Origin of the sequence: Streptomyces sp. AgN23, from assembly GCF_001598115.1 — a bacterium.
Classification (GTDB): domain Bacteria; phylum Actinomycetota; class Actinomycetes; order Streptomycetales; family Streptomycetaceae; genus Streptomyces; species Streptomyces antimycoticus.
In genome coordinates this window covers 7,646,115-7,667,961 of record NZ_CP007153.1, presented here as the reverse complement: position 1 = coordinate 7,667,961, position 21,847 = coordinate 7,646,115, and the positions used below count along the sequence as shown (strand labels likewise).

At 71.0% G+C, this 21,847-nt stretch carries 20 protein-coding genes and 2 pseudogenes; 15 read left to right on the top strand and 7 right to left on the bottom strand.

The genetic code is table 11. The annotated features are described in order from the left end of the window. Nucleotides 1-4 precede the first annotated feature (4 nt). Nucleotides 5-886: a GNAT family N-acetyltransferase gene (locus AS97_RS33345; protein WP_059141697.1), complete on the top strand. Its 882-nt coding sequence runs from the start codon at nt 5-7 to the stop codon at nt 884-886. Between the two features lie 223 nt (nt 887-1,109). Here AS97_RS33345 and acnA read toward each other — a convergent pair whose 3' ends face one another. Further along, nucleotides 1,110-3,842: an aconitate hydratase AcnA gene (gene acnA, locus AS97_RS33340; protein WP_059141696.1), complete on the bottom strand. Its 2,733-nt coding sequence runs from the start codon at nt 3,840-3,842 to the stop codon at nt 1,110-1,112. Nucleotides 3,843-4,191: 349 nt separating this feature from the next. On the opposite strand from acnA, the gene AS97_RS33335 reads away from it, so the two are divergent. The 5 genes from AS97_RS33335 (at nt 4,192) to AS97_RS33315 (ending at nt 9,534) form a co-directional block, all read left to right on the top strand. Further along, nucleotides 4,192-5,067 carry an aminoglycoside phosphotransferase family protein gene (locus AS97_RS33335; protein WP_210566168.1) on the top strand — a complete coding sequence of 292 codons (876 nt, stop codon included), beginning with the start codon at nt 4,192-4,194 and terminating at the stop codon, nt 5,065-5,067. Between the two features lie 278 nt (nt 5,068-5,345). Beyond that, nucleotides 5,346-6,245: a LysR family transcriptional regulator gene (locus AS97_RS33330; protein WP_210566167.1), complete on the top strand. Its 900-nt coding sequence runs from the start codon at nt 5,346-5,348 to the stop codon at nt 6,243-6,245. A gap of 90 nt (nt 6,246-6,335) precedes the next feature. Then, complete coding sequence (locus AS97_RS33325) at nt 6,336-6,902, top strand: Uma2 family endonuclease (RefSeq protein ID WP_210566166.1); 567 nt, start codon at nt 6,336-6,338, stop codon at nt 6,900-6,902. A gap of 136 nt (nt 6,903-7,038) precedes the next feature. Then, nucleotides 7,039-8,568 (top strand): UDP-N-acetylglucosamine 1-carboxyvinyltransferase, encoded by a 1,530-nt coding sequence (locus AS97_RS33320; protein WP_059141693.1) that lies wholly within the window; start codon nt 7,039-7,041, stop codon nt 8,566-8,568. Nucleotides 8,569-8,790: 222 nt separating this feature from the next. Beyond that, nucleotides 8,791-9,534, top strand: a complete 744-nt coding sequence (locus AS97_RS33315) for an SDR family oxidoreductase (RefSeq protein WP_210566165.1) — start codon at nt 8,791-8,793, stop codon at nt 9,532-9,534. 253 nt (nt 9,535-9,787) lie between these two features. Here AS97_RS33315 and AS97_RS33310 read toward each other — a convergent pair whose 3' ends face one another. Next, entirely contained in the window at nt 9,788-10,366 is a 579-nt protein-coding gene (locus tag AS97_RS33310; protein WP_086705643.1) for a TetR/AcrR family transcriptional regulator, read from the bottom strand. Between the two features lie 86 nt (nt 10,367-10,452). Between AS97_RS33310 and AS97_RS33305 the strand changes: the two genes are divergently transcribed. After that, entirely contained in the window at nt 10,453-11,334 is an 882-nt protein-coding gene (locus AS97_RS33305; protein ID WP_210566164.1) for an SDR family oxidoreductase, read from the top strand. 89 nt (nt 11,335-11,423) lie between these two features. Here AS97_RS33305 and AS97_RS33300 read toward each other — a convergent pair whose 3' ends face one another. Further along, the gene (locus tag AS97_RS33300) at nt 11,424-12,014 is read right to left on the bottom strand and encodes a TetR/AcrR family transcriptional regulator (protein ID WP_086705645.1); all 591 of its coding nucleotides are present in this window, start codon (nt 12,012-12,014) and stop codon (nt 11,424-11,426) included. A gap of 174 nt (nt 12,015-12,188) precedes the next feature. Here AS97_RS33300 and AS97_RS33295 point away from each other — a divergent pair, with 174 nt between their 5' ends. Continuing rightward, entirely contained in the window at nt 12,189-13,133 is a 945-nt protein-coding gene (locus AS97_RS33295) for an alpha/beta fold hydrolase (protein WP_086705651.1), read from the top strand. 605 nt (nt 13,134-13,738) lie between these two features. On the opposite strand, the gene AS97_RS33290 is transcribed toward AS97_RS33295, so the two are convergent. Next, complete coding sequence (locus AS97_RS33290) at nt 13,739-14,014, bottom strand: hypothetical protein (RefSeq protein WP_059141689.1); 276 nt, start codon at nt 14,012-14,014, stop codon at nt 13,739-13,741. Nucleotides 14,015-14,149: 135 nt separating this feature from the next. Here AS97_RS33290 and AS97_RS33285 point away from each other — a divergent pair, with 135 nt between their 5' ends. The 7 genes and pseudogenes from AS97_RS33285 to AS97_RS33250 all read left to right on the top strand — a co-directional run bounded on the left by AS97_RS33285 (nt 14,150) and on the right by AS97_RS33250 (nt 18,450). Next, the gene (locus AS97_RS33285) at nt 14,150-14,314 is read left to right on the top strand and encodes a hypothetical protein (RefSeq protein WP_210567469.1); all 165 of its coding nucleotides are present in this window, start codon (nt 14,150-14,152) and stop codon (nt 14,312-14,314) included. Nucleotides 14,315-14,374: 60 nt separating this feature from the next. Next, a complete protein-coding gene (locus AS97_RS33280; protein ID WP_210566163.1) occupies nt 14,375-15,145 on the top strand; it encodes an SDR family NAD(P)-dependent oxidoreductase in 771 nt (256 codons plus the stop codon). Nucleotides 15,146-15,182: 37 nt separating this feature from the next. Then, a complete protein-coding gene (locus AS97_RS33275) occupies nt 15,183-15,923 on the top strand; it encodes a FadR/GntR family transcriptional regulator (protein ID WP_059141687.1) in 741 nt (246 codons plus the stop codon). After that, nucleotides 15,920-17,065 carry a galactonate dehydratase gene (gene dgoD, locus AS97_RS33270; RefSeq protein ID WP_059141686.1) on the top strand — a complete coding sequence of 382 codons (1,146 nt, stop codon included), beginning with the start codon at nt 15,920-15,922 and terminating at the stop codon, nt 17,063-17,065. Before AS97_RS33275 ends, dgoD begins: the two co-directional genes overlap by 4 nt. Beyond that, nucleotides 17,062-17,247 (top strand): annotated as a pseudogene (locus AS97_RS33265) (hypothetical protein); the annotation flags it as partial. The gene dgoD and the pseudogene AS97_RS33265, both read left to right, overlap by 4 nt. A gap of 167 nt (nt 17,248-17,414) precedes the next feature. Then, a pseudogene (locus tag AS97_RS33255) lies at nt 17,415-17,705 on the top strand (PfkB family carbohydrate kinase); the annotation flags it as partial. Nucleotides 17,706-17,985: 280 nt separating this feature from the next. Then, nucleotides 17,986-18,450 (top strand): ATP-binding protein, encoded by a 465-nt coding sequence (locus AS97_RS33250; protein WP_059141684.1) that lies wholly within the window; start codon nt 17,986-17,988, stop codon nt 18,448-18,450. Here the strand turns inward: AS97_RS33250 and argF are convergent. The 3 genes from argF to AS97_RS33235 form a co-directional block, all read right to left on the bottom strand. Next, nucleotides 18,437-19,441 (bottom strand): ornithine carbamoyltransferase, encoded by a 1,005-nt coding sequence (argF, locus tag AS97_RS33245; protein ID WP_210566162.1) that lies wholly within the window; start codon nt 19,439-19,441, stop codon nt 18,437-18,439. The genes AS97_RS33250 and argF overlap by 14 nt on opposite strands. A gap of 209 nt (nt 19,442-19,650) precedes the next feature. Further along, nucleotides 19,651-20,880: an arginine deiminase gene (locus AS97_RS33240; RefSeq protein WP_059141682.1), complete on the bottom strand. Its 1,230-nt coding sequence runs from the start codon at nt 20,878-20,880 to the stop codon at nt 19,651-19,653. A 178-nt stretch (nt 20,881-21,058) separates the two neighbouring features. Next, nucleotides 21,059-21,847: a hypothetical protein gene (locus AS97_RS33235; RefSeq protein ID WP_086705648.1), complete on the bottom strand. Its 789-nt coding sequence runs from the start codon at nt 21,845-21,847 to the stop codon at nt 21,059-21,061.

Sequence of the window (21,847 nt, the reverse complement as noted above, 5' to 3'; positions counted from 1 at the left end):
GCTCATGATCCTCCGCCAGCTACGCGACACCGACGAGGACGCCGAGGCCGCCTGGGAGGTGGTGGCCGCCGCCTTCGGGGACGCCGCCGCCCTCGCGGGCAAGGACGGACTGCCGCCGGGGTACGTCGCCGAGATCCACGACCGGCACCGGCATCTCGCCCGTACCGACCCGGGCGGCTGCTGGATCGCCCTGGACGCCGCCGGGATGCCGCTCGGCGTGGCACTGTCCGCACGGCGCGAGGGCACCTGGGGGCTCGCGCTGCTCGCGGTGCTGCCGCGCGCCCAACGGCAGGGCGTGGGCCGGGAGTTGCTGGCCGCCGCGCTGCTGTACGGACGGGGCTGCCTGCGCGGCATCATCTGCGGCTCGGAGGACCCGCGCGCGGCGAGCACCTACCGGCGTGCGGGATTCGCGCTGCACCCGGCGATGCGGCTGCGCGGCACCGTCGGACCGGAGACCAAGGAGCGGCTGTCCCCGCCCGACGGCGCCGTCCACGAGGGCGTGGCCCGCCACCGGGATCTGCTGGACTCGGTGGACCGCCGCACCCGGGGCGGCGCGCACGGGGCCGACCATGAACTGCTCGTGCGCCAGCGCCGGCTGCTGGTCGTGGACGACCTGGCGGGCAGCGGCTACTGCTACGTCGCCGAGGACGGCAAGGTCGAGCTGCTGGCCGCGACCTCGCGACGGTTGGCGAAGCGGCTGCTGACGGCGGCTCTGCTGTGCCTTCCGGAGGGCACCGACGCCCGGGTCACGGGGCTGACGGCCGAGCAGCAGTGGGCCGTGGACGTGGGGCTCGAGGCCGGGCTCGAGCTGTCCACCAGCGGCTATGTGTGTCTGCGGGGGATGCCGCCGCCGACGCCGTACATCCCCTCGGGCACGTTCCTCTGACGGCGCCCGAGGCTCCGGGCCCGCGCCCGCGGACCTCGGTCCCGCGCAGTCCGCGCCCGTACCGCGCCGCGGTGCCGGGCGCCGGGAACGCGGCGGGCGGGTCCGCCGATACGGCGGCCGTACTGGGGGCGGCGCGGGCTCGGCGTGCGGGATCACCCGCCGGGTACGCGGACGGGCCGCACCCCCGGGCGGGGGTGCGGCCCGTCGCCGCCGTGCGCCGCGCCTACTTGCGGATCAGCGAGCGCAGCACGTACTGCATGATGCCGCCGTTGCGGTAGTAGTCCGCCTCGCCGGGGGTGTCGATGCGCACCTTGGCGTCGAATTCCACCTCGCCGGCCTTGACCTTGACCGTCTCCGGGATGCCGCCCTCATTGAGCGCGGTGACGCCGGTGATGTCGAACGTCTCCTCGCCGGTCAGGCCCAGCGACTGGGCCGTGGCGCCCTCGGGGAACTGGAGCGGCAGGACGCCCATGCCGATGAGGTTCGAGCGGTGGATGCGCTCGTACGACTCGGCGACGACGGCCTTGACGCCGAGCAGCGCGGTGCCCTTCGCGGCCCAGTCGCGGGACGAGCCGGAGCCGTACTCCTTGCCCGCCAGGATGACCAGCGGGGTCCCGGCGGCCTGGTAGTTCTGCGACGCGTCGTAGATGAAGGAGACCGGCGCTTCCCCGCCATTTTCGGCGGCCCGGGTGAAGTCGCGGGTGAAGCCGCCCTCGGTGCCCGGCGCGATCTGGTTGCGCAGCCGGATGTTGGCGAAGGTGCCGCGGATCATGACCTCGTGGTTGCCCCGGCGCGAGCCGTAGGAGTTGAAGTCACGACGCTCGACACCGTGCTCGGTGAGGTACTTGCCGGCCGGGGTGTCGGCCTTGATCGCACCGGCCGGGGAGATGTGGTCGGTGGTGACCGAGTCGCCCAGCTTGGCCAGCACCCGGGCCCCGGCGATGTCCTCGACCGGGGCCGGGTCCATCGTCAGGCCCTCGAAGTACGGAGGCTTGCGGACGTAGGTGGACTGCGGGTCCCACTCGAAGGTGTTGCCGGTCGGCACCGGAAGCGCCTGCCACTGGGCGTCACCGGCGAAGACGTCGGCGTAGCTGGTGTTGAACATCTCCTGGCCGATCGAGGAGGCCACGACCTCCTCGACCTCCTTCTCGGAGGGCCAGATGTCCTTCAGGTGGACCGGGTTGCCGTCCTGGTCGATGCCGAGGGCGTCCTTGGTGATGTCCACCTTCATGGAGCCGGCGATGGCGTAGGCGACGACCAGCGGCGGGGACGCCAGGTAGTTCATCTTGACGTCGGGGTTGATCCGGCCCTCGAAGTTACGGTTGCCGGAGAGCACCGAGGTGACCGCCAGGTCGGCCTCGTTGACCGCCTTGGAGACCTCCTCCGGCAGCGGGCCGGAGTTGCCGATGCAGGTGGTGCAGCCGTAGCCGACGAGGTTGAAGCCCAGCTTGTCGAGGTACGGGGTGAGCCCGGCGCGGTCGTAGTAGTCCATGACGACCTTGGACCCGGGGGCCAGGGTGGTCTTGACCCACGGCTTGCGGGTGAGGCCCTTCTCGACGGCCTTCTTGGCCACCAGGGCGGCCGCGACCATCACATACGGGTTGGAGGTGTTGGTGCACGAGGTGATCGCGGCGATGGTGACGGCGCCGTGGTCGATCTCGTACTGCGAGCCGTCGGGGGCGATCACCGGGGTCGGCTTGGTGGGCACGCCGTTGGAGACGGCCGGGGCGTCGGAGGCCGGGAAGGACTCGACACCCGCCTCGTCCAGGTCGGCCACCGGGACGTAGGCGCGGACGTCCTGGGCGAACTTCTCGGCGGCCTCGGACAGGATGATGCGGTCCTGCGGGCGCTTGGGGCCGGCGATCGAGGGGACGACCGTCGCCAGGTCCAGCTCCAGCTTCTCGGAGAACTCCGGCTCGGCGGCCGGGTCCAGCCACAGGCCCTGCTCCTTGGCGTACGCCTCGACGAGCGCGAGCTGCTGCTCGCTGCGGCCGGTGAGCTTGAGGTAGTTGATGGTCTCGCCGTCGATGGGGAAGATCGCGGCGGTGGAGCCGAACTCCGGCGACATGTTGCCGATGGTCGCGCGGTTGGCCAGCGGGATGGAGGAGACGCCCTCGCCGTAGAACTCGACGAACTTGCCGACCACACCGTGCTTGCGCAGCATCTCGGTGATGGTGAGCACGAGGTCGGTGGCGGTGGTGCCGGTCGGCAGCGAGCCGGTGAGCTTGAAGCCGACGACGCGCGGGATCAGCATGGAGACCGGCTGGCCCAGCATCGCGGCCTCGGCCTCGATGCCGCCGACGCCCCAGCCGAGCACACCGAGGCCGTTGACCATGGTGGTGTGGGAGTCGGTGCCGACCAGGGTGTCCGGGTACGCCTGGCCGCCTCGGACCATGACGGTACGCGCCAGGTGCTCGATGTTGACCTGGTGGACGATGCCGGTGCCGGGCGGGACGACCTTGAACTCGTCGAACGCGGTCTGGCCCCAGCGCAGGAACTGGTAGCGCTCCTTGTTGCGGCCGTACTCCAGCTCCACGTTCTTCGTGAACGCGTCGGGCGCGCCGAAGACGTCGGCGATCACCGAGTGGTCGATGACCAGCTCGGCCGGGGCCAGCGGGTTGATCTTCGCCGGGTCGCCGCCGAGCTCCTTGACGGCCTCACGCATGGTGGCGAGGTCCACCACACACGGCACACCGGTGAAGTCCTGCATGATCACGCGGGCCGGCGTGAACTGGATCTCCTGGCTGGGCTGGGCCTGCGGGTCCCAGCCGCCCAGGGCGCGGATGTGGTCGGCGGTGATGTTCGCGCCGTCCTCGGTGCGGAGCAGGTTCTCCAGCAGCACCTTCAGGCTGTATGGAAGCCGGGCCGACCCCTCGACCTTGTCCAGCCTGAAGATCTCGTACGATTCGTCGCCCACCTGCAGGGTGCTGCGGGCGTCGAAGCTGTTCGCCGACACGACAGTCTCCTTCATGCATGATTTCGCGCGTACCACCGCAATGCTGCCGTCACATGCCCGCGCCGATCCGCTAAGGTATGGCTAACTTAGGTAAGCCTTACCGGCACGAGGCGGCGATGCGTCTTCCAGCAGGTATCTCGATGTCGAGATAACTCTAATACATCGCCCCCGCGCGGTCATGCCCTGCCCTGGCGCGAGCGCGTCCCCGGGGTGGTTCCGCGGGTGCTCACCGGCTGTCCCGTCTCATCGAAGGCTGCGCGCCGCCGAGGCGTGACTGGCCGGGGAGGCGTGGCTGACGGCCGCGGCCTGGAGCGGCAGACTGACCCGCGTGAAGCGACGATGGGTGGATGTGGACAGCGTCACGACGCGGCTGGTTCGTCGATTCGGTCCACAGGTTGCCGAATGGTGCGCTGACACGCCGAACCTGATCGCACGGCTGACGTCCCGTTGGGACCTTTCCCTCGGTGAATCCCTCCCGGATGGCGCCTCGTCGGTCACATTGCGGTGCCAATGGCCCGACGGCACGCCCGCGGTGCTGAAGCTCAGCCCGGATCGGGGCCTTTTGGCCGAGCAGGTCGGAATGCTGGGGTGGTTCGCCGCCTCGGGCCGGGTGCCCGCCGTGCTGGCCGTCGACGAGGACGCGGGCGCGATGGTGCTGGAAGAGGTCGTGCCTGGAACGCCGGCGGAGGACATGCCTGCCGCTTCGCTCCCCGGGCAGTGGTCGGAGCTGCTCGCCGCGTTGCATGGGGTCGCTCCGCCCCCACGGCCGCCGCGTCTGCTGCGCGGCCGGTGCGAGGAGGCCTTCGCCCGTGTCGGTAGGCGGCTGTCCGAGCCTGCGATCAGTGCACGTATGGACGTCACCGCGTGGGACAGGGCCGTCCGGCGGTGTGAGCGGCTGCTGGACACGGAGGCGACAACCGTGTTGCTCCACGGCGACCTGCACCTGGGCAACGTGCTCGACAGTGGCGCGAAGCGCGGTCTGATGGCCATCGATCCGAAGGCGTGTGTGGGTGATCCATGCTTCGACGCTGTGGACTACGTCGTGGCCGGCGCCGGGCTGGAGGGCGTCGAGACCCGCTGCGGGCGCGTGGCGACGGCGTGCGGGCTCGACGGCGACCGGCTCCATGCCTGGAGCCAGGTGATCGCCCCGTTCGCGGCCGTCGCCCACCTCGGTAACGGTGGTGAGGAGCCGGTGATCGATGAACTGCTCGCGTTGGCCCGGTGAGAACCCCTGGATGAGACCGCTCAGCCGTCGATGAGACAGGACACCGGGCGAGAGCGCGTCCCCGGGTCGGTTCATGGATGCTCACCGGCGTTCACCGGTAAGGGTGACCGCCGACCGGAAGGGCCCCGGGGGGCGGCGTTCCGCGTTAGACCTGAGGCCATGAGCATGTGCGTGAACGCGACCGACGGCCCCGGAACGGACGACGGCCGGGCCCGAACCGGCCCCGGTCGCCTCCGAGTTCGGAACTGAGCCGCCCCGGCCCCCGCGATACTGCTGCCATGGACCCGCACCTGCTCCGCACGTTCGTCTCCGTGGCCCGCTGCGGATCCTTCTCCGATGCCGCCCATGAGCTGGGCTTCACCCCGGCGGCGGTCTCCGAGCACATCGCGTCCCTCGAAGCGGATCTGCGCACGTCACTGCTGACCCGGCGGCCGGTCATGCTCACCAGCGCGGGCGCACGGCTGCTGGAACACGCCGGTCCGCTGCTGCTGCGGCTGGACGCGGCGCGGGCCGATGTCGAGCGGCTGTCGGGGGCCGGCGCCGCCCGGCTGGTGGTGGGGGCCTCGCCGCTGGCGATGACCCCGCGAATCGCCGCGGCCCTGGACCGGGTGCGCCAGGCGCATCCGGCCATCCGGGCCTCGTTGCGGATCCTCGGCCGCCGGGAGATCCCGGCGGCGGTGGCATCCGGGGCGCTGGACCTGGGGCTGGTCGACGGCCCGACCACTCCCACCGACGCCCTGCCGCTGCCCGAGGTGGGTCCGCTCACCTCGGTCACGGTCGCGGAGGCCCCGCTGGTGGTGGCCCTGCCCACCGGCCACCCGCTGGCCCGCCGGCTCGGCCTGCGGCTGGCCGACCTCGCCGAGGCCCACTGGCTGGACGCCCCGGACGCCGCCATGCCGCTGGCGCGGCTGCGCGCGGTGAGCCGGAGCAGCGGCTTCCGCGCCTCGCTGACGTACGAGGGCACCGATGTACGCGGCCTCGTCGCCCTCACCGCCGCGGGCCACGGCCTGGCCCTCCTCCCCCACCCGGCCACCAAGGGCGCCCCCGGCATCGTCACGGCCCCCCTGATCGCCCCCCGCCTGGTCCACCGCACCGAACTCCTCCACGGCCCCGCGGTGGACGGCCCGGCCCGGACGCTGGCGGCGGTGGTGACGGGGGATCGTCACCGGTACGGGTGATCGCTGGGCATATTTGCCCAAGTCCGTGGAGGATTGCGATAGACCTTGCGCAGTCGTCATGCTGCAGTTACGCCGCCTGGTGGAGGACCGATGAGCGCGCAACCCCATTCCGAAACGGCTTCGTATGTGGCCGACGACCCCGAAACCGCATTGAAGTACGCGATCCAGCACATCCGGGGGGATGACCGGGTGCAGATCGTGGAGGGGGTCATCGAGCAGTTGTCACCGACATGGGGCCATGAAAAGGCGGCGGACAAGATCCGCAATCAGATCGCGCCGGCCGTGTCCAAACTCGGTTGCGTATCGGGGTCGGGCAATCTGGATCTCCCCGGCTCCAGCAATTGGTACGTGCCAGATGTGGCGGTCGTACCCGAAGAGCTGGCGGAGGCTGCGGCACTGGTACCCGATCAAACCCTGCTGGTCGTCGAGGTGACCTCCGATTCGAACGGGGATACCGACCGGATCGTCAAGCGGCGCCGCTACGCGGAATACGGAGCCCCGCTGTATCTCCTGGTAGACCGGCAGCAGCGCACCTGCACGCTCTATTCGGCGCCCGGGAACCTCGGCTACACCAAGGTGGACGGCCCCCATCCCTTCGGCACTCGCCTCGCACTCCCGGAGCCGTTCGACCTGGAGCTGGACACCTCCGAGTTCTGATGAGCGGCAGCCGCCCGCGAGGCGGGCGGCTGACCGGAATGGCACTCGCCACCGGGCGGAACCCACCCGAACGGCCGTCACTCCTTCACCCCCTCCGGTCGCGTACACATCTCATATGTGAGATAGCCTCTTCTGCATGACTGACGACTACCTCTCACGTATCGGCAAGCTCATCCGTGACGCCCGCCAACACCGAGGCTGGACCCAGTCCCAGCTCGCGGAGGCGCTCGGTACAAGCCAGAGTGCGGTCAACCGCATTGAGCGGGGAAACCAGAACATCAGCCTTGAGATGATCGCCAGGATCGGCGAGGCCCTGGACAGTGAGATCGTCTCCCTCGGCTACGCGGGCCCGATGCACCTTCGGGTGGTCGGCGGGCGCCGGCTGTCCGGTGCCATCGACGTCAAGACGAGCAAGAACGCGTGTGTGGCGCTGCTGTGCGCCACGCTTCTCAACGCGGGCCGTACGACACTGCGGAGAGTCGCCAGGATCGAGGAGGTCTATCGCATCCTCGAGGTCCTGGGCAGCATCGGTGTACGCACCCGCTGGATCAACGACGGCGCCGATCTGGAGATCGTGCCGCCCGCCGAGTTGGACCTCGACGCCATGGACACCGAGGCCGCGCGCCGGACGCGCAGCGTCATCATGTTCCTCGGTCCGCTGCTGCACCGGATGAACCACTTCCGGATTCCCTACGCGGGCGGTTGCGACCTCGGCACCCGCACCGTTCAGCCGCATATGACGGCCTTGCGCCACTTCGGCCTCGAAGTGACCGCCACCGACGGGATGTACCACTCCGCGGTCGATCGCTCGGTCGCCCCCACCCGCGCCATCGTGCTGACCGAACGGGGCGACACCGTCACCGAGAACGCGCTGCTGGCGGCCGCCCGGCACGACGGTGTCACGGTGATCCGCAACGCCTCGTCCAACTACATGGTCCAGGATCTCTGCTTCTTCCTGGAGGAGTTGGGCGTCAAGGTCGAGGGCGTGGGCACCACGACGCTGACCGTCCACGGCGTCGCCCATATCGACCGCGATGTGGACTACTCGCCCTCCGAGGACCCGGTCGAGGCGATGAGCCTGCTGGCCGCCGCGGTCATCACCGAGTCGGAGCTGACGATCCGCCGGGTGCCGGTGGAGTTCCTGGAGATCGAGCTGGCCGTCCTGGAGGAGATGGGGCTGGACCACGAGCGCGGCCGGGAGTACGCGGCGGACAATGGCCGCACCCGGCTGGTCGACCTGACCGTGCGGCCGTCGAAGCTGCAGGCCCCCATCGACAAGATCCACCCGATGCCGTTCCCCGGCATCAACATCGACAACGTGCCCTTCTTCGCGGCTATCGCGGCCGTCGCCCAGGGCTCGACGCTGATCCACGACTGGGTCTACGACAACCGCGCGATCTACCTCACCGAGCTCAACCGGCTCGGCGCCCACGTCAAACTGCTCGACCCGCATCGCGTCCTGGTCGAGGGTCCGACCCGCTGGCGCTCCGCCGAGATGATGTGCCCGCCCGCCCTGCGACCCGCCGTGGTCGTCCTGCTGGCGATGATGGCCGCGCCGGGCACCTCGGTCCTGCGCAATGTGTACGTCATCAACCGGGGATACGAGGACCTGGCGGAGCGGCTGAACTCGATCGGCGCCCAGATCGAGACCTTCCGCGACATCTGACGCCGCGCCTGCCGCCGCACCCTGTCCGACCTGCGAGGCAGCACGTCAGGATGAGCTGTGGCGGCAGCCGTGGGACCTTCTTGCCGGAGCTGAACTCGCCCGCTGGGGTTGGTCGCGCGGCGAGGGTCAGGAGGACGGCCCTGGCGTCCCGGCCGATGAGCCACCGGCCGACGAGCCACCCTCCGCGAGCTGAGCCCGCACACCGCGGGGCACCCGCACACCGTGACTGCGCAGGTTGCCGATGAATCGGGCGACGAGCGGATCCGGTTCCCCGGACGTCACCGCCACCAGCTGCCTGATCCACCGCGGCGAGAACGGCCGCACGGCGCCCGGAAAGCCGTCGCTGACCGCGCTCACGGGCATACGGCGATTCCCAGACCGGCAGCCGCGAGCTGTGGTGCCGCGGTCGTCACCGATGTCCTCAGCACCGGCTCCAGGCGGACCCCGGCGCGGGCGAAGGACTGGTCGAGCCAGGGACTCGACCATCTCGTCAGCGTCGCCACGGAGCGGAGCAACGGGCCGGTCGCCTCCCTTGAACGCCGCGCGCTGCTCGCGGCCTTCGACGCCAAGGTCGTGGGTCCGATCCTGCTGGCCAAGCACTTCGCCCAGTTGATCGCCGAGAAGGGGTCGCTGCTGTTCTTCTCCGGCCTGGCCGCGTGGCGCCCCTCGCCGGGACTCGTCGCGATGGCGGCCACCAACGGCAGCGTGAACACGCTCGCGTCCGCCCTCGCGGTCGAATTGGCGCCCACGCGTGTCAACGCCATCTCCCCCGGCGTGATCGACACCAGCAACTGGGACACCGCGGTACCCGACAAGCGGGAGTGGTTCCGGCAGATCGCAGCCTCCGCGCCGGTGGGCCGGGTCGGGGATCCCTCCGACGTCTCGGCCGCCGCCCGCGCGTTGCTGGTCAACCCGTACATCACCGGCGAGACCCTCCACGTGGACGGCGGAGCGCGCTGGTCCTGAACTCGGCAGAAGCAGCCCAAGCGAAGAACGGCGACAAGGAAAGAGCACTCACCATGAGCGACATCAGCATCATCGGCCTGGGACAAATGGCCCGCGTCCTCGCCGCCCGCGCGCTCGACGGCGGCAACGCCGTCGAGATCATCGGCCGTGACGCGGCCAAGACCGCCGACGTGGTCGGCACGCTCGGCCGCGGCGCCACGGCGGGCAGCCCGCGCACCGTCCCGTCCATGGACACCACCGTGAGGTGGTCCGGTCAGCTCAGCGACGCGCCCGCCGCACGCAGTTCGTCCAGGGCCGCCAGGGCGTACCCGGCAAGCTCCTCCTTGCCGTCACGGTCGCCCTCCGACCATTCGGCGTACCCCCGCTTGAAGGCGAGAAGGCCCAGCTCGCCCGCGAGAGCCGCGGTCGGATCGGGTACGCCGCGGGCGATCAGAGCGGTGGTCATCGCGGCCGCGAGGCTGACGCTTTTGAGGGCGTCACGCTCCTGAAGCTCGGCGCTGGAGGCGACAGCCGCCTTCAGACGAGGTGCGAAGTCCCGATTGACGGGGCCCATCGCGGTCGAGGCGCGCTCGAGACCGGCGGCGACCGCCTCGAGCGGGCTGGCGCCATCGGGCGCCTCGGCGATCCCCTCGGCCAGCAGCCGGCTCAGCGTCTCCTGTCCGGCCACCAGCAGCTCGCGCTTGTCGGGGAAGTGCCGGAAGAACGTGCTCTTGGTGACCCCGGCGCGCTCGGCGATCTGCGCGACCGTCGTGGCGTCGTATCCCTGCTCGGTGAACAGGTCGACGGCAGCCACGACGAGGCGTTCACGCGCCCCTGGTTCCCATCTGCCCATGGGCCCATCATAGGTGATGGGACTCTTGTCCCATCACTCGGCTATAGTGATGGGACAAGAGTCCCATCACTTGCGGGAGAACATCCATGCGCGTCTTCGTCACCGGTGGCACCGGCCTGATCGGCTCCGCCGTCGTCGCCGAACTGCTCGACAACGGCCACACCGTCCTCGCACTCGCCCGCTCCGACGCGTCCGCACTAGCCGCCGAGGCGGCCGGCGCCGAGCCGCTCCGAGGAGCTCTCGCCGACCTGGACATCCTTCGTGCCGGCGTCGCGCGGACCGACGGGGTGATCCACCTCGCCTTCGCCAACGACTTCAGCAGCCCCGACGCCCTCGCGAGGGCGGTCGCCGAGGAAAGCGCCGCCATCGCGACCCTCGGCGAGGAGCTCGTCGGCAGCGACCGCCCCTTCGTCACCGCCTCGGGCACGCCCCATGTGCCGGGCCGCGCCTCCACCGAGGCCGACCCGGCCATGACCGATGGGCCGGTCGGCGGTCGCGGTCGCGCGGTCACGGCGGCCCTGGGCCTGGCCTCGCGCGGGGTCCGGAGCGCGGCTGTACGCCTGCCGCGCACGGTTCACAACCAGGGCACCGGCGGGTTCGCCGGCCTGCTGACCGACATCGCACGCCGGACCGGGATATCCGGCTACCCAGGAGGCGGCGCACAGCGCTGGCCGGCCGTGCACGCGCTCGACACGGCGGTCCTCTTCCGGCTCGCCCTGGAGCGGGCCCCGGCCGGTAGCTCCTGGCACGCCGTGGCCGACGAGGGAGACAAGGTGCGTGACATCGCCGCGGTCATCGGCCGACGACTGGACGTGCCGGTCGAGTCGGTGTCATCGGAGACCTACGGCCCCCTCGGCCCGATCTTCGCGACCGACCAGCCCTCGTCCAGCACCCACACCCGAGAGGCGCTCGGCTGGGAGCCGAAGCATCCGTCCCTCCTGGAGGACCTGGAGAACATCCAGCCCTGACCGGCGGCCGGCAGGACCGGCCACGCCCGCTGTCGGCGCTCGCGCCGGCGGCGGAAGACCCTCACTTCCGGACCCTGGTGCCCCGGCCCCTACCGCCGGCATCCGTCGAGCAGCAGCCGAATGGTGAGACGCGCGTCGTAATTCGGATCGGCCCTCTCCCCGCCCGCGCAGATGTCGCCGATCGCGCGGATCAACTGGTAGGGGGCGACGTCGGCCGTGACCTCGCCCGCGTCCCGGGCGGCGTGGAGGATCTCGGCGAGAGCCGGCACGAGCCGCTCGATGAACAGCGCGTGCAGGGCGGTGAAGCCGTCGGGGTCGTTGCGCATGGCGGCGGCCAGCCCGTGCTTGGTCGCCAGGAAGTCCACGAAGAGCTCCACCCATTGACGCAGCGCGGCGAACGGTGACGTCGCCGTCGCGAGCAGGGCGGGCCCGGCTTCGGCGCAGGTGTCGACCTGGTGCCGATACACGGCCACGACGAGGTCCGCGCGCGTGGGGAAGTGCCGGTAGATCGTGCCCATGCCGACGCCCGCCGCGGCGGCGATCCGGCGCACCGGCGCGTCCACTCCATCCGTGACGAACACCGACGCCGCGGCATCGAGCAGAGCCTTCTCGTTCCGCCGGGCGTCCGCGCGCTTGGCCGAGCTCGGGGTGGCCGGCATCGGCTTGTCGCCTTCACTCACGGGGGGGCGCTCCTGTCCTACGACCGCACTTGCCAAGCGGAACATCGCTCCGTATATTCGGAACGTCGCTCCGCTTAACCGCGTATCCGGTGGCTCATGTCGCCGGACCTGCACCGGCGACGCATGTATTCCCGCATGGACACGGTGCTCATCGCAACCGAAAGGCAGTTCCGCATGCCCGCACCCGATACGGCCGCCCCGCGCGCCGTTCCCGCCTCGACCACTGCGATCATCAGCGTCAAGCCGGTCGTCCTGCCCGCACCGGAGCGCGGCGACGACCTGCGGGTGCGCGTGTCAGCCCCCGCCTCCGGCAGCGACCTCCCGATCGTCGTACTCGCCCATGGCTTCGGCCTGTCGATGTCCTCGTACGACCCGCTCGTCGATTTCTGGGCCGCCAACGGCTTCGTCGTCCTGCAGCCCACCTTCCTCGATTCGCTGACCCTCGGCATCACCCCTGCCGATCCGCGTTACCCCGACATCTGGCGCATCCGGGTCCAGGACGTCGAGCGCGTACTCGACGCACTCGACGACATCGTCGCCGCGGTCCCCGGCCTCGGTGACCGCGTCGACAGCGAGCGCATCGCCGTCGCGGGACACTCCTGGGGCGGGCAGACCGTCAGCATGCTCCTCGGCGCGCGCGTTGTCGGCGCGGACGGGCAGCCCGGCCCCGACAAGACCGATACCCGCGTGAAAGCCGGCGTGCTCCTCGCGACGACGGGCATCGGCGGCGACGCCTTGACGCCGTTCGCCGCGGAGAACTTCTCCTTCATGAGCCCCGACTTCGACCGCCTGACCACGCCGGCTCTCGTGGTCGCGGGCGACCACGACCAGTCCCTTCTCTCGACGCGCGGCCCCGACTGGTTCACCGACGTGTACAGGTACAGCCCCGGGGCCCAGAGTCTGCTCACCCTGTTCGGGGCCGAGCACTCGCTCGGCGGGATCCACGCCTACGGCGCCAAGGACACCACGGACGAGAGCCCCGAGCGCGTCGCTCTGATCCAGAAGGCTTCGTGGGCCTACCTCCGAAGCGCTCTCGGGATCGACGACCGGGAATGGAAGCAGGTGCGGACCGAACTCGCGGAGGCCGCCGACCCGATCGGGCGCATCGACGACAAGTAGACCGCAAGGAGACCCATCATCGACGAAGGCCGCCGCACACGATGACCTGTGCGGCGGCCTTCGCGATCCGCCTGCCCTGGCGGGGTGCCATCGACCGCTCAAGGGGGAGTCATCACACATACGAAGGTCAAATTCCGGGCGACAGAGGAATCGGTCCACAGCCCCACCAGTTGACATGCATTGAATCTCCAGAATGCCCAAGAAGAGGGAACGACCGATGTATGGCAAGGTGAATTGGCCGCGGTATGACCCGAAGACATCTTGTCCGGCCAGGTTGGTTTCGAACCGTGTGCCAAGGCGCAGTGACTCGTGGCCGTCAAGCAGCTGGACATGCTCGACGCCCGGGTAGAAGCTGGGCCAAGCCTTCGGATCCACGAGCAGGGACCAATTTTTTCCGGAGAGGCTTCGACCTCGAGCTGGTTGGTGAAGTGGATCGGTGAGCGGCTGGGAACCATGGTCTCGGGCCAATTGACAGCTTCGAACATATCGGACTCCACATAACCGGCTTCCGTTCGCCGGATCAGCTGTATCGAAAATTCAGGCGCGCCGTGGCCAGTACGGGAAAGCGTGTGGTCGGCCCGCGACGGGCGCCGTGTGTGGCAGTTTCACGCGCCGGCGGCGGACACCGAGTTCCGGACGGCGTCCAGGCCGGTGGCATGGGAAACCATGGGCTGGTAATCGAGTTCGGCCACGGCTTTGTCCGTCCGCAGAATGCACGACGGCCCGAGGAACCACCGGGCGGGGACGGGGACCTCGTGGGCGGCGGTCTCGGCGTCCAGGTCGGGTTCCCCAGCGCCGCGTTCGACGGTGCGCTCGGGGCGGTCGTCGGCCAGGACGGTGTGATCGACGCCGTGTACCGCGGGGTCGACGGCTCGGTGCACCGAACCCAGTTCAAATAAATTAGGTATTAATCTTGACGTGATGCGAGCGCCACGCGAACCTGGATCCGCCGCGAGCGGAGGCCCGGCGGGCAGCAAGCAGCCGGGCCCGCCGAGTGGATCCACAAGGAGCACTCCATGACGAACCAACTCCCCAGCCGACGAATGCTTCTCGCCGGCCTCGGCGCCGCCGGGACGACAGCACTGCTCAGCGGCAGCGGTGCCCATCTGCTCCACTACGGGCCGCCGTCCACGTGGAGCGCCGACCACGACGCGGAACTGGTGGTGCTGACACGGCAGTAGACCGCCGACCGGCCCACGCCCGCCCGCGCCCGCAGTGCAGCGAAGGAGCCCGAACCCCCGATGGAACAGCCCCGCCGGTACGGTGACCGCTTCACCGCCCGCACGGCCGTGGTCACCGGAGCCGCCTCCGGCATCGGTGCCGCCACCGCCGAACGCCTCGCCCAGGAGGGCGCCGCCGTCGTGCTCGCCGACATCTCCGAGGAGCGCGGCGCGGCGGTCGCCGAGCGGATCTGTGCGGTCGGCGGCCGCGCCCGCTTCGTGGCCGCCGATGTCTCCGCGGAGGAGGACTGGGAGCGGATCGCGGCCGCGGCCCGCGACTTCGGCCCCGTCGACGTGCTCGTCAGCAATGCCTACACCGTCGACGTCACCCCCGCCCAAGACATGTCCCTGGGCTCCTGGCAGCGGCAGCTCTCCGTCAACCTCACCGGCGCCTTCCTGGGGTTCAAGGCCGTGCTGGACGATCTGCGCGCCCGCCGCGGAGCCGTCGTCCTGACCTCGTCCGTCCACGCCCACAAGGGCATCCCCGGCCACCCCGCCTACGCGGCCTCCAAGGGGGCGCTGCTGTCCCTGTGCGGACAGCTCGCCGTCGAGTACGGTCCCGAGGTGCGGGTCAACGCCGTCGTGCCCGGCCCGATCCTGACGGCGGCCTGGGACCGGGTGTCCCCCGAGGACCGCGCACGCAGCGTCGCCGAAACCGCGGCCGGCCGTTTCGGCACCCCGGAGGAGGTGGCCGCGGCCATCGCCTTCCTGGGCTCCCATGAGGCCGCCTACATCACCGGTGCGAGTCTTGTCGTGGACGGCGGCTGGAGCGTCGTCAAGTCCTCCGCATGACCACCGCGATCAGCTCGCAGCAGAAAGGCACTACGACATGACGCCCTACGCCCGTCGCGGCGTGCACGGCCAGACCGTGGAGGCCCTCGCCCGCCGCATCCTGGGCGGCGAGATCCCCGAAGGAGCCACCCTGGACCTGGTCGCCCTGCAGAGCGAACTGGACGTCAGCCTCACCGCCCTGCGCGAGTCGCTGAAGGTACTGGCCGCCAAGGGGATGGTCGACGCCCGTCAGAAGCGCGGCACCTTCGTACGGAACCGTTCGGACTGGAATCTGCTCGACGCCGACGTGCTGCGCTGGCAGTTCGACAGCTTCCGCACCACCGACGCCGACCGCGCGCTGCTGCGCAACCTCGCCGAGGTGCGCTCCATCATCGAACCGGCGGCCGTACGCCTGGCCGCCGGGCGGCGCACCGACGCCGACCTCGCCGCCCTGGACACCGCCGTGGACGCGATGGGAGCGGGCGGCTCCGACGCCGCCCACGCGGTGGAGGCCGACCTCGCCTTCCACCGCGCCCTGCTCGCCGCCACCCACAACGAACTCCTCGAACGCATGGAGATGGTGATCGAGTCGGGCCTCGCCCACCGCGACCGCATCGTGCACAGCTCCCCCCACAGCCAGGACCCCGTACCCGCCCACCGCGCCGTCCTGGACGCCGTACGCGCCCAGGACCCGCAGGCCGCCGAGGCCGCCATGCGGGCCCTGCTCGACCAGGCCGGCCGCGACCTGGACCGGGTCGGCGGCTCCGACAACGACCTGGAAAGGCTCTCTGGCCAGTGAAGATCACCCGTATCGAGACCTTCGCCGTGCCGCCGCGCTGGCTGTTCTGCCGCGTCGAGACCGACGACGGCGTGGTCGGCTGGGGCGAGCCCGTCGTCGAGGGGCGCGCCGAAGTGGTCCGCGCCGCCGTCGACGTCCTCGCCGCATACCTGATCGGCAAGGATCCGCTGCGTATCCAGGACCACTGGCAGGTGCTCACCAAGGGCGGCTTCTACCGCGGCGGCCCCGTGCTCTCCAGCGCCGTCGCCGGCCTGGACCAGGCCCTGTGGGACATCGCCGGCAAGACCTACGGCGCCCCCGTGCACGCCCTGCTGGGCGGTCCCGTGCGCGACCGGGTCCGGGTGTACGCCTGGGTCGGCGGCGACGAGCCCGCCGAGCTGACCGAGCAGATCACCGCGCAGGTCGAGGCGGGCTTCACGGCGGTGAAGATGAACGGCGCCGGGGCGACCTCTCCGGTGGCCACCGCGGCCGAGACCGCCGCAGTGGTCGACCGGGTGGCCGCGGCCCGCGAGGTCCTCGGCCCGGACCGGGACGTGGCCGTCGACTTCCACGGACGCTTCACCGCCGCCAGCTCCCGCCGTGTCCTGGCCGAACTGGCAGCCCTGCACCCGCTGTTCGTGGAGGAACCCGTCGTCCCCGAGCACAGCCATCTGCTCCCCGGCCTGGTCGCCGCGACCCCGGTGCCCCTGGCCACCGGCGAACGGCTCTACGGGCGCACGGAGTTCCTGCCCGTCCTCGCCGCCGGTATCGCCGTCGCGCAGCCCGATCTGTCCCACGCGGGCGGCATCTCCGAGGTCCACCGCATCGCCTCGCTCGCCGAGACCTACGGCGCCCAGCTCGCCCCGCACTGCCCGCTCGGTCCCATCGCGCTGGCGGCCAGCCTCCAGGTCGCGTTCGCCACGCCGAACTTCCTGATCCAGGAGCAGAGCCGCGGCATCCACTACAACAAGGACGCCGATCTGCTGTCCTACCTCGTCGACACCGAGCCGTTCCGCTTCGTGGACGGACATGCTCCCCGCGGCGACGCCCCCGGCCTGGGCATCACCATCGACGAGGCGGCCGTACGCGAGGCCGACCGCATCGGTCACACCTGGCGCAACCCGGTCTGGCGCCACCCCGACGGCTCCTTCGCGGAGTGGTGACGACGGTGCTGGAGATCGTCACCGACCCCGCGCACGGCGGCCGCTGGACCTCGCCGCGCGCCGGGGGCCGCGAATGGCTGTGGCACGGCACGGCGGCCGGACGGGACCGGGTGTCCCCCGGGGACGCCTTCGTGGACGCGGGCGGCCTGAAGGAGTGCGTCCGCGGCGCCCCCGCCCACGGCAAGGGCGATGTCCCGCACATCACCACGGCCCGGGTCGGCCTCACCCGGCCGGGCCCCGACGACGGTGCCCTGTTCGCGGTCCGGGTCGAGGTGCCGGGTCCACCGGCGGCCGTCTATCGCCCGCACCCCGATGCCGGGCCCGGGGCGGCACCGGCACCGGCGCGCGTATGACGGCCCCATGGCCCCCGGCGGCCGGACCGGTGTTCTGCGTCGGCGAGACGATGACCGACCTGGCCCCCGCACCACCCGACTCCGTGGAAACCGGCGAGAGCCTGCGGCTGTCCGTGGCGGACGCGGAGTCCAACGTGGCGATGTACCTCGCGGACCTGGGTCTTGCCGCCGTATGGCTCTCGGCCCTCGGCGACGACCCGTTCGGCCGGCGGGTGCGTACCGCCGTCGCCGCGGCGGGCGTCGACGTCTCGGGCGTACGGTCCGACCCGAGCCGGCCGACGGGCCTGGTTGACTTCCTCCCGCTCGTCAACGAGGGGGAACCCCTAGGACCCCTCCCGAGGAGATCGGCGCGGGAGGCTCATGCGGCGGGGACGCCGGCGCTCCCGGGAAGAAACGGGGCAGCGAGATCAGGTGTTTTCTGCGGAAACGACCGATATGGAGCAAACGCACCCACCAGGCCCTAGGTCCCGCCAAGAGTGGTCCACGGTCCCTTCCGGCACTATCGTCCGCTTCATACCGTCAAGGGCCGCGGTATTCCGTTTCACGCCGACCGACTGGACCCCCTCCGTGCCCGATCCCTCCCACGCCGCCACCTGGCGCTTCGCCCTGCCGCATACGACGGCCGCCGTACCGCTGGCGCGCGCGCTGATCCGGAACACCCTGGCCGACATCGGGGCACCCGTGGACGGCGACACGGCGGAGCTGCTGACGGCGGAACTGGTGGCCAACGCGGTGCGGCACACGGACGGCGACGAGCCGATAGAGCTGGTGGTGGAGCTGGTGCCGACCGGGGGCTGGCAGGTCGAGGTGCACGACCAGGACCCGAATCCGCCCGGCGGGCTGGACTCGCTGGGCCGCCCCGAAGGGCCCAAGAGACCCGACGGCCTCGCCGAGGGCGGACGCGGTCTGCTGCTGATCCGGACCCTCAGCGCGGACGCGGGCTACCGGCCGACCCCCTACGGCAAGGCCGTCTGGTTCATCCTCCCGCCCACGGACGGCCCCGCGGCCGCGGAGCGCCCTACGGAGCGCTGAGGGTCGCGACCAGCACCGCCTTGATCGTGTGCATCCGGTTCTCCGCCTCGTCGAAGACGACGGAGTGCTCGGACTCGAAGACCTCGTCGGTGACCTCCAGCTCGGTCAGCCCGTGCCGCTCGTGGATCTCCCGGCCGACGTCGGTACCCAGGTCATGGAAGGCCGGCAGGCAGTGCAGGAACTTCACGGCGTCGTTGCCCGTCGCGCGCAGCACATCCATCGTCACCGCGTACGGCCCCAGCAGCGCTATCCGCTCGTCCCACACCTCCTTGGGCTCCCCCATGGACACCCACACATCGGTGGCGACGAAGTCCGCGCCGCGTACGCCCTCCTCGACGTTCTCGGTGAGCGAGATCCGGGCGCCGGTGGCCGTGGCGAGCTGGCGCGCCAGCTCCACGATGGTGTTGTCGGGCCACAGCAGGCTGGGCGCGACGATGCGGACGTCCATGCCCAGCAGGGCGCCGGTGACGAGGTAGGAGTTGCCCATGTTGTACCGGGCGTCGCCGAGGTAGGCGTAGGCGACCTGGTCCAGCGGCTTGTCGCTGTGCTCGGTCATGGTCAGCACGTCGGCGAGCATCTGGGTGGGGTGCCACTCGTCGGTGAGGCCGTTGTAGACGGGCACCCCGGCGTGTGCGGCGAGCTCCTCGACGACACCCTGGCCGTGGCCCCGGTACTCGATCGCGTCGTACATCCGGCCGAGCACCCGCGCCGTGTCCTTGACCGACTCCTTGTGACCGATCTGCGAGCCGACCGGATCGAGATAGGTCGCGGAGGCGCCCTGGTCGGCGGCCGCGACCTCGAAGGCGCAGCGGGTACGGGTGGAGGTCTTCTCGAAGACCAGGGCGATGTTCTTGCCCCGCAGCCGCCGCTCCTCGGTGCCCGCGCGCTTGGCCGCCTTCAGCTCGGCGGCGAGCTCGATCAGGCGGCGGAACTCGTCGGCGGTGAAGTCCAGCTCCTTGAGGAAGTGGCGGCCGGTGAGGTCAATCGCCATAAGGGTGGCTCCTAGGTCACGGCGAACACGGCGAATCAGGGGCTACGGCGAGGGCGCCGCGGCCAGGAACCATGGAAGCATATACGATGCTCTGCATATATACGGAGACCAGGGGGTGAACCCCGGCATGACGGGTCCGCGGGCTCGCGTGACGGCTCTGCGGGCTCGCTTACGGCTCGGCGGGGTCGCATACGGCTCCACGGGCTCGCTTACGGCTCGACCGGGTCCCGCTCGACCGGACAGCTCATGCACCGCGGCCCGCCCCGGCCCCGGCCCAGCTCGCTGCCGGGGATGTCGATGACCTCGATCCCGCACTTGCGCAGATAGGTGTTGGTCGTCGCGTTCCGCTCGTAGGCGACCACCACGCCCGGCTCGACCGCGAGCACATTGCAGCCGTCGTCCCACTGCTCGCGCTCCGCCGCGTGGACGTCCTGGGTCGCCGTGAGCACGCGGATGGAGTCCAGGCCGAGGGCCGCGGCTATCGCGCGGTGCATATGCTCCGGCGGATGGTCGGTGACCTTGAGGTCCTTGCTGCCCGCGCCCGGCTCGATGGTGTACGAGCGGAGCATCCCCAGCCCCGCGTACTGCGTGAAGGTGTCCCCGTCCACCATGGTCATCACGGTGTCCAGGTGCATGAACGCACGCCCCTTGGGCATGTCGAGCGCCACGATCGTCCTGGCCGAACCGGCCTCGAAGAGCCGGTGCGCGATCATCTCCACCGCCTGGGGAGTAGTCCGCTCGCTCATCCCGATCAGCACCGCGCCCTTGCCGAGCACCAGCACATCACCGCCCTCGATGGTCGAGGGATACGCGGCCTGCCCCTCCGACCAGACGTGGAAGTCCTCCTTGGCGAAGAGGGGGTGATGGCGGTAGACGGCCTCGTAGTGCACCGTCTCGTGCCAGCGGGCGGGCCAGCGCATCGCGTTGATCGACACCCCGTCGTACACCCACGCGGAGGCGTCCCGGGTGAAGAGATGGTTCGGCAGCGGGTTGACCAGGAAGTCATCGGGCTCCATGGCGTGGAAGCGGACGGAGACCGGCTCCGGGTACCGGCCCAGATACTCCCGCTTGGTCATGCCGCCGATCAGCGCCTCGGTCAGCTCGGGGGCGCTCAGCTCGTCGAAGGCGGCGCGCAGATGGTCGGTGGCCAGGGGCCCGTACTCCTTCTCGTCGAAGACCCGGTCCAGCACCAGCGCCCGCGCGTCCGGCAGGCCCAGGCTCTCGGTGAGCAGATCCCCGAAGAGATGGACCTCGACCCCGCGGTCGCGCAGGACGTCGGCGAAGCCGTCGTGCTCCTGGCGGGCGCGGCGCACCCACAGGACGTCGTCGAAGAGCAGAGCGTCCTTGTTGGTGGGTGTGAGCCGCTTGAGCTCCAGGTCGGGACGGTGCAGTATGACGCGGCGCAGCCGCCCGGCCTCGGAGTCGACATGGAATCCCATGCCCCCATCTTCGCCGCTCGCGGCCCGTTGTGAACGCCCGGCGACACGGATCACTCGCGCTGATCGCGATGGCCACGGCGGTTCCGCCGCGGTCCCGCCGCAGTTCCGCCGCCGTCCCGCCGCGCGGGGCGGGCCCGCCGTCGGCGGCGGGCGGCTATCCGGCCGCCGGGGCGGGCGGCTATCCGGCCGCGATCACCACGATCAGCACCAGGGCGACCGCGATGAACCCCAGCAGGGCGGAGACCCAGAGCTGGCCGGGCTTCAGATCGAGCCCGCCGCCCTCGTCCGCGACCCCGCGCCGCCACCGTCGCCGTGCCTCGCGCCGGGGGGCGCGGGCTGCCGCCTCCTCACGCTCCCGGCACTCCTCGGCCACCCCGCCGAACAGCGCCTTCCAGCCCTTCTCACCGAACCCCGTCATCTGCCGGGTGCCGACGATCCGGCGCACCACCTCACGGCCCGCGCCGTCGGCGGCCGTCCACAGGCCGGGCAGGACGCACGCCATCAGCTCCGGCACCGCCCCGCGCTGCGCGTACGGGCGGACCAGCCCCTCGTACAGCATCAGCGCGTTGCGCACCCGCAGCCGGCGGCCCGGGTCCGCGGCCGGTCCGTCCACACCGCCCTGGACGCGGGGCGGCGGGTCGAGATAGAGCTGGGCGAGCAGCACCTTCTCGCAGACCGCGTCCGCCAGCTCCGGTCCGCGCTCGGGCGCGCGGCGCACCAGCTCGATCACGACGCGGGTGGCCCGCTCGGCGGGCAGCCCCTCGTCCAGCGCGCTCAGCAGCAGGCCGTCATCGGCCCCCCGCAGCGCCGCGGGCAGGTCGTCCCCACCGTGGCGCAGCGCCTCGCGCAGCATCCGAGCCCCGGTGACCGAGACTCGGCGAACCCCCGCGCCCGCCGTCCTCGCCCGCTCCGCCGTGGTGTCGTCCGCGATCTCCGTGTTCGTCGGGTCCTCTGTCTCTTTCACCAT

Bases quoted from the DNA above. Each gene is read 5' to 3' on its own strand.
- AS97_RS33345 (WP_059141697.1), top strand. From the start codon at position 5: ATGATCCTCCGCCAGCTACGCGACACCGACGAGGACGCCGAGGCCGCC.
- AS97_RS33330 (WP_210566167.1), top strand. From the start codon at position 5,346: ATGGACCCGCACCTGCTCCGCACGTTCGTCTCCGTGGCCCGCTGCGGA.
- AS97_RS33325 (WP_210566166.1), top strand. From the start codon at position 6,336: ATGAGCGCGCAACCCCATTCCGAAACGGCTTCGTATGTGGCCGACGAC.
- AS97_RS33320 (WP_059141693.1), top strand. From the start codon at position 7,039: ATGACTGACGACTACCTCTCACGTATCGGCAAGCTCATCCGTGACGCC.
- AS97_RS33310 (WP_086705643.1), bottom strand. From the start codon at position 10,366: ATGGGCAGATGGGAACCAGGGGCGCGTGAACGCCTCGTCGTGGCTGCC.
- AS97_RS33305 (WP_210566164.1), top strand. From the start codon at position 10,453: ATGCGCGTCTTCGTCACCGGTGGCACCGGCCTGATCGGCTCCGCCGTC.
- AS97_RS33295 (WP_086705651.1), top strand. From the start codon at position 12,189: ATGCCCGCACCCGATACGGCCGCCCCGCGCGCCGTTCCCGCCTCGACC.
- AS97_RS33285 (WP_210567469.1), top strand. From the start codon at position 14,150: ATGACGAACCAACTCCCCAGCCGACGAATGCTTCTCGCCGGCCTCGGC.
- AS97_RS33280 (WP_210566163.1), top strand. From the start codon at position 14,375: ATGGAACAGCCCCGCCGGTACGGTGACCGCTTCACCGCCCGCACGGCC.
- AS97_RS33275 (WP_059141687.1), top strand. From the start codon at position 15,183: ATGACGCCCTACGCCCGTCGCGGCGTGCACGGCCAGACCGTGGAGGCC.
- argF (WP_210566162.1), bottom strand. From the start codon at position 19,441: ATGGCGATTGACCTCACCGGCCGCCACTTCCTCAAGGAGCTGGACTTC.
- AS97_RS33240 (WP_059141682.1), bottom strand. From the start codon at position 20,880: ATGGGATTCCATGTCGACTCCGAGGCCGGGCGGCTGCGCCGCGTCATA.
- AS97_RS33235 (WP_086705648.1), bottom strand. From the start codon at position 21,847: ATGGTGAAAGAGACAGAGGACCCGACGAACACGGAGATCGCGGACGAC.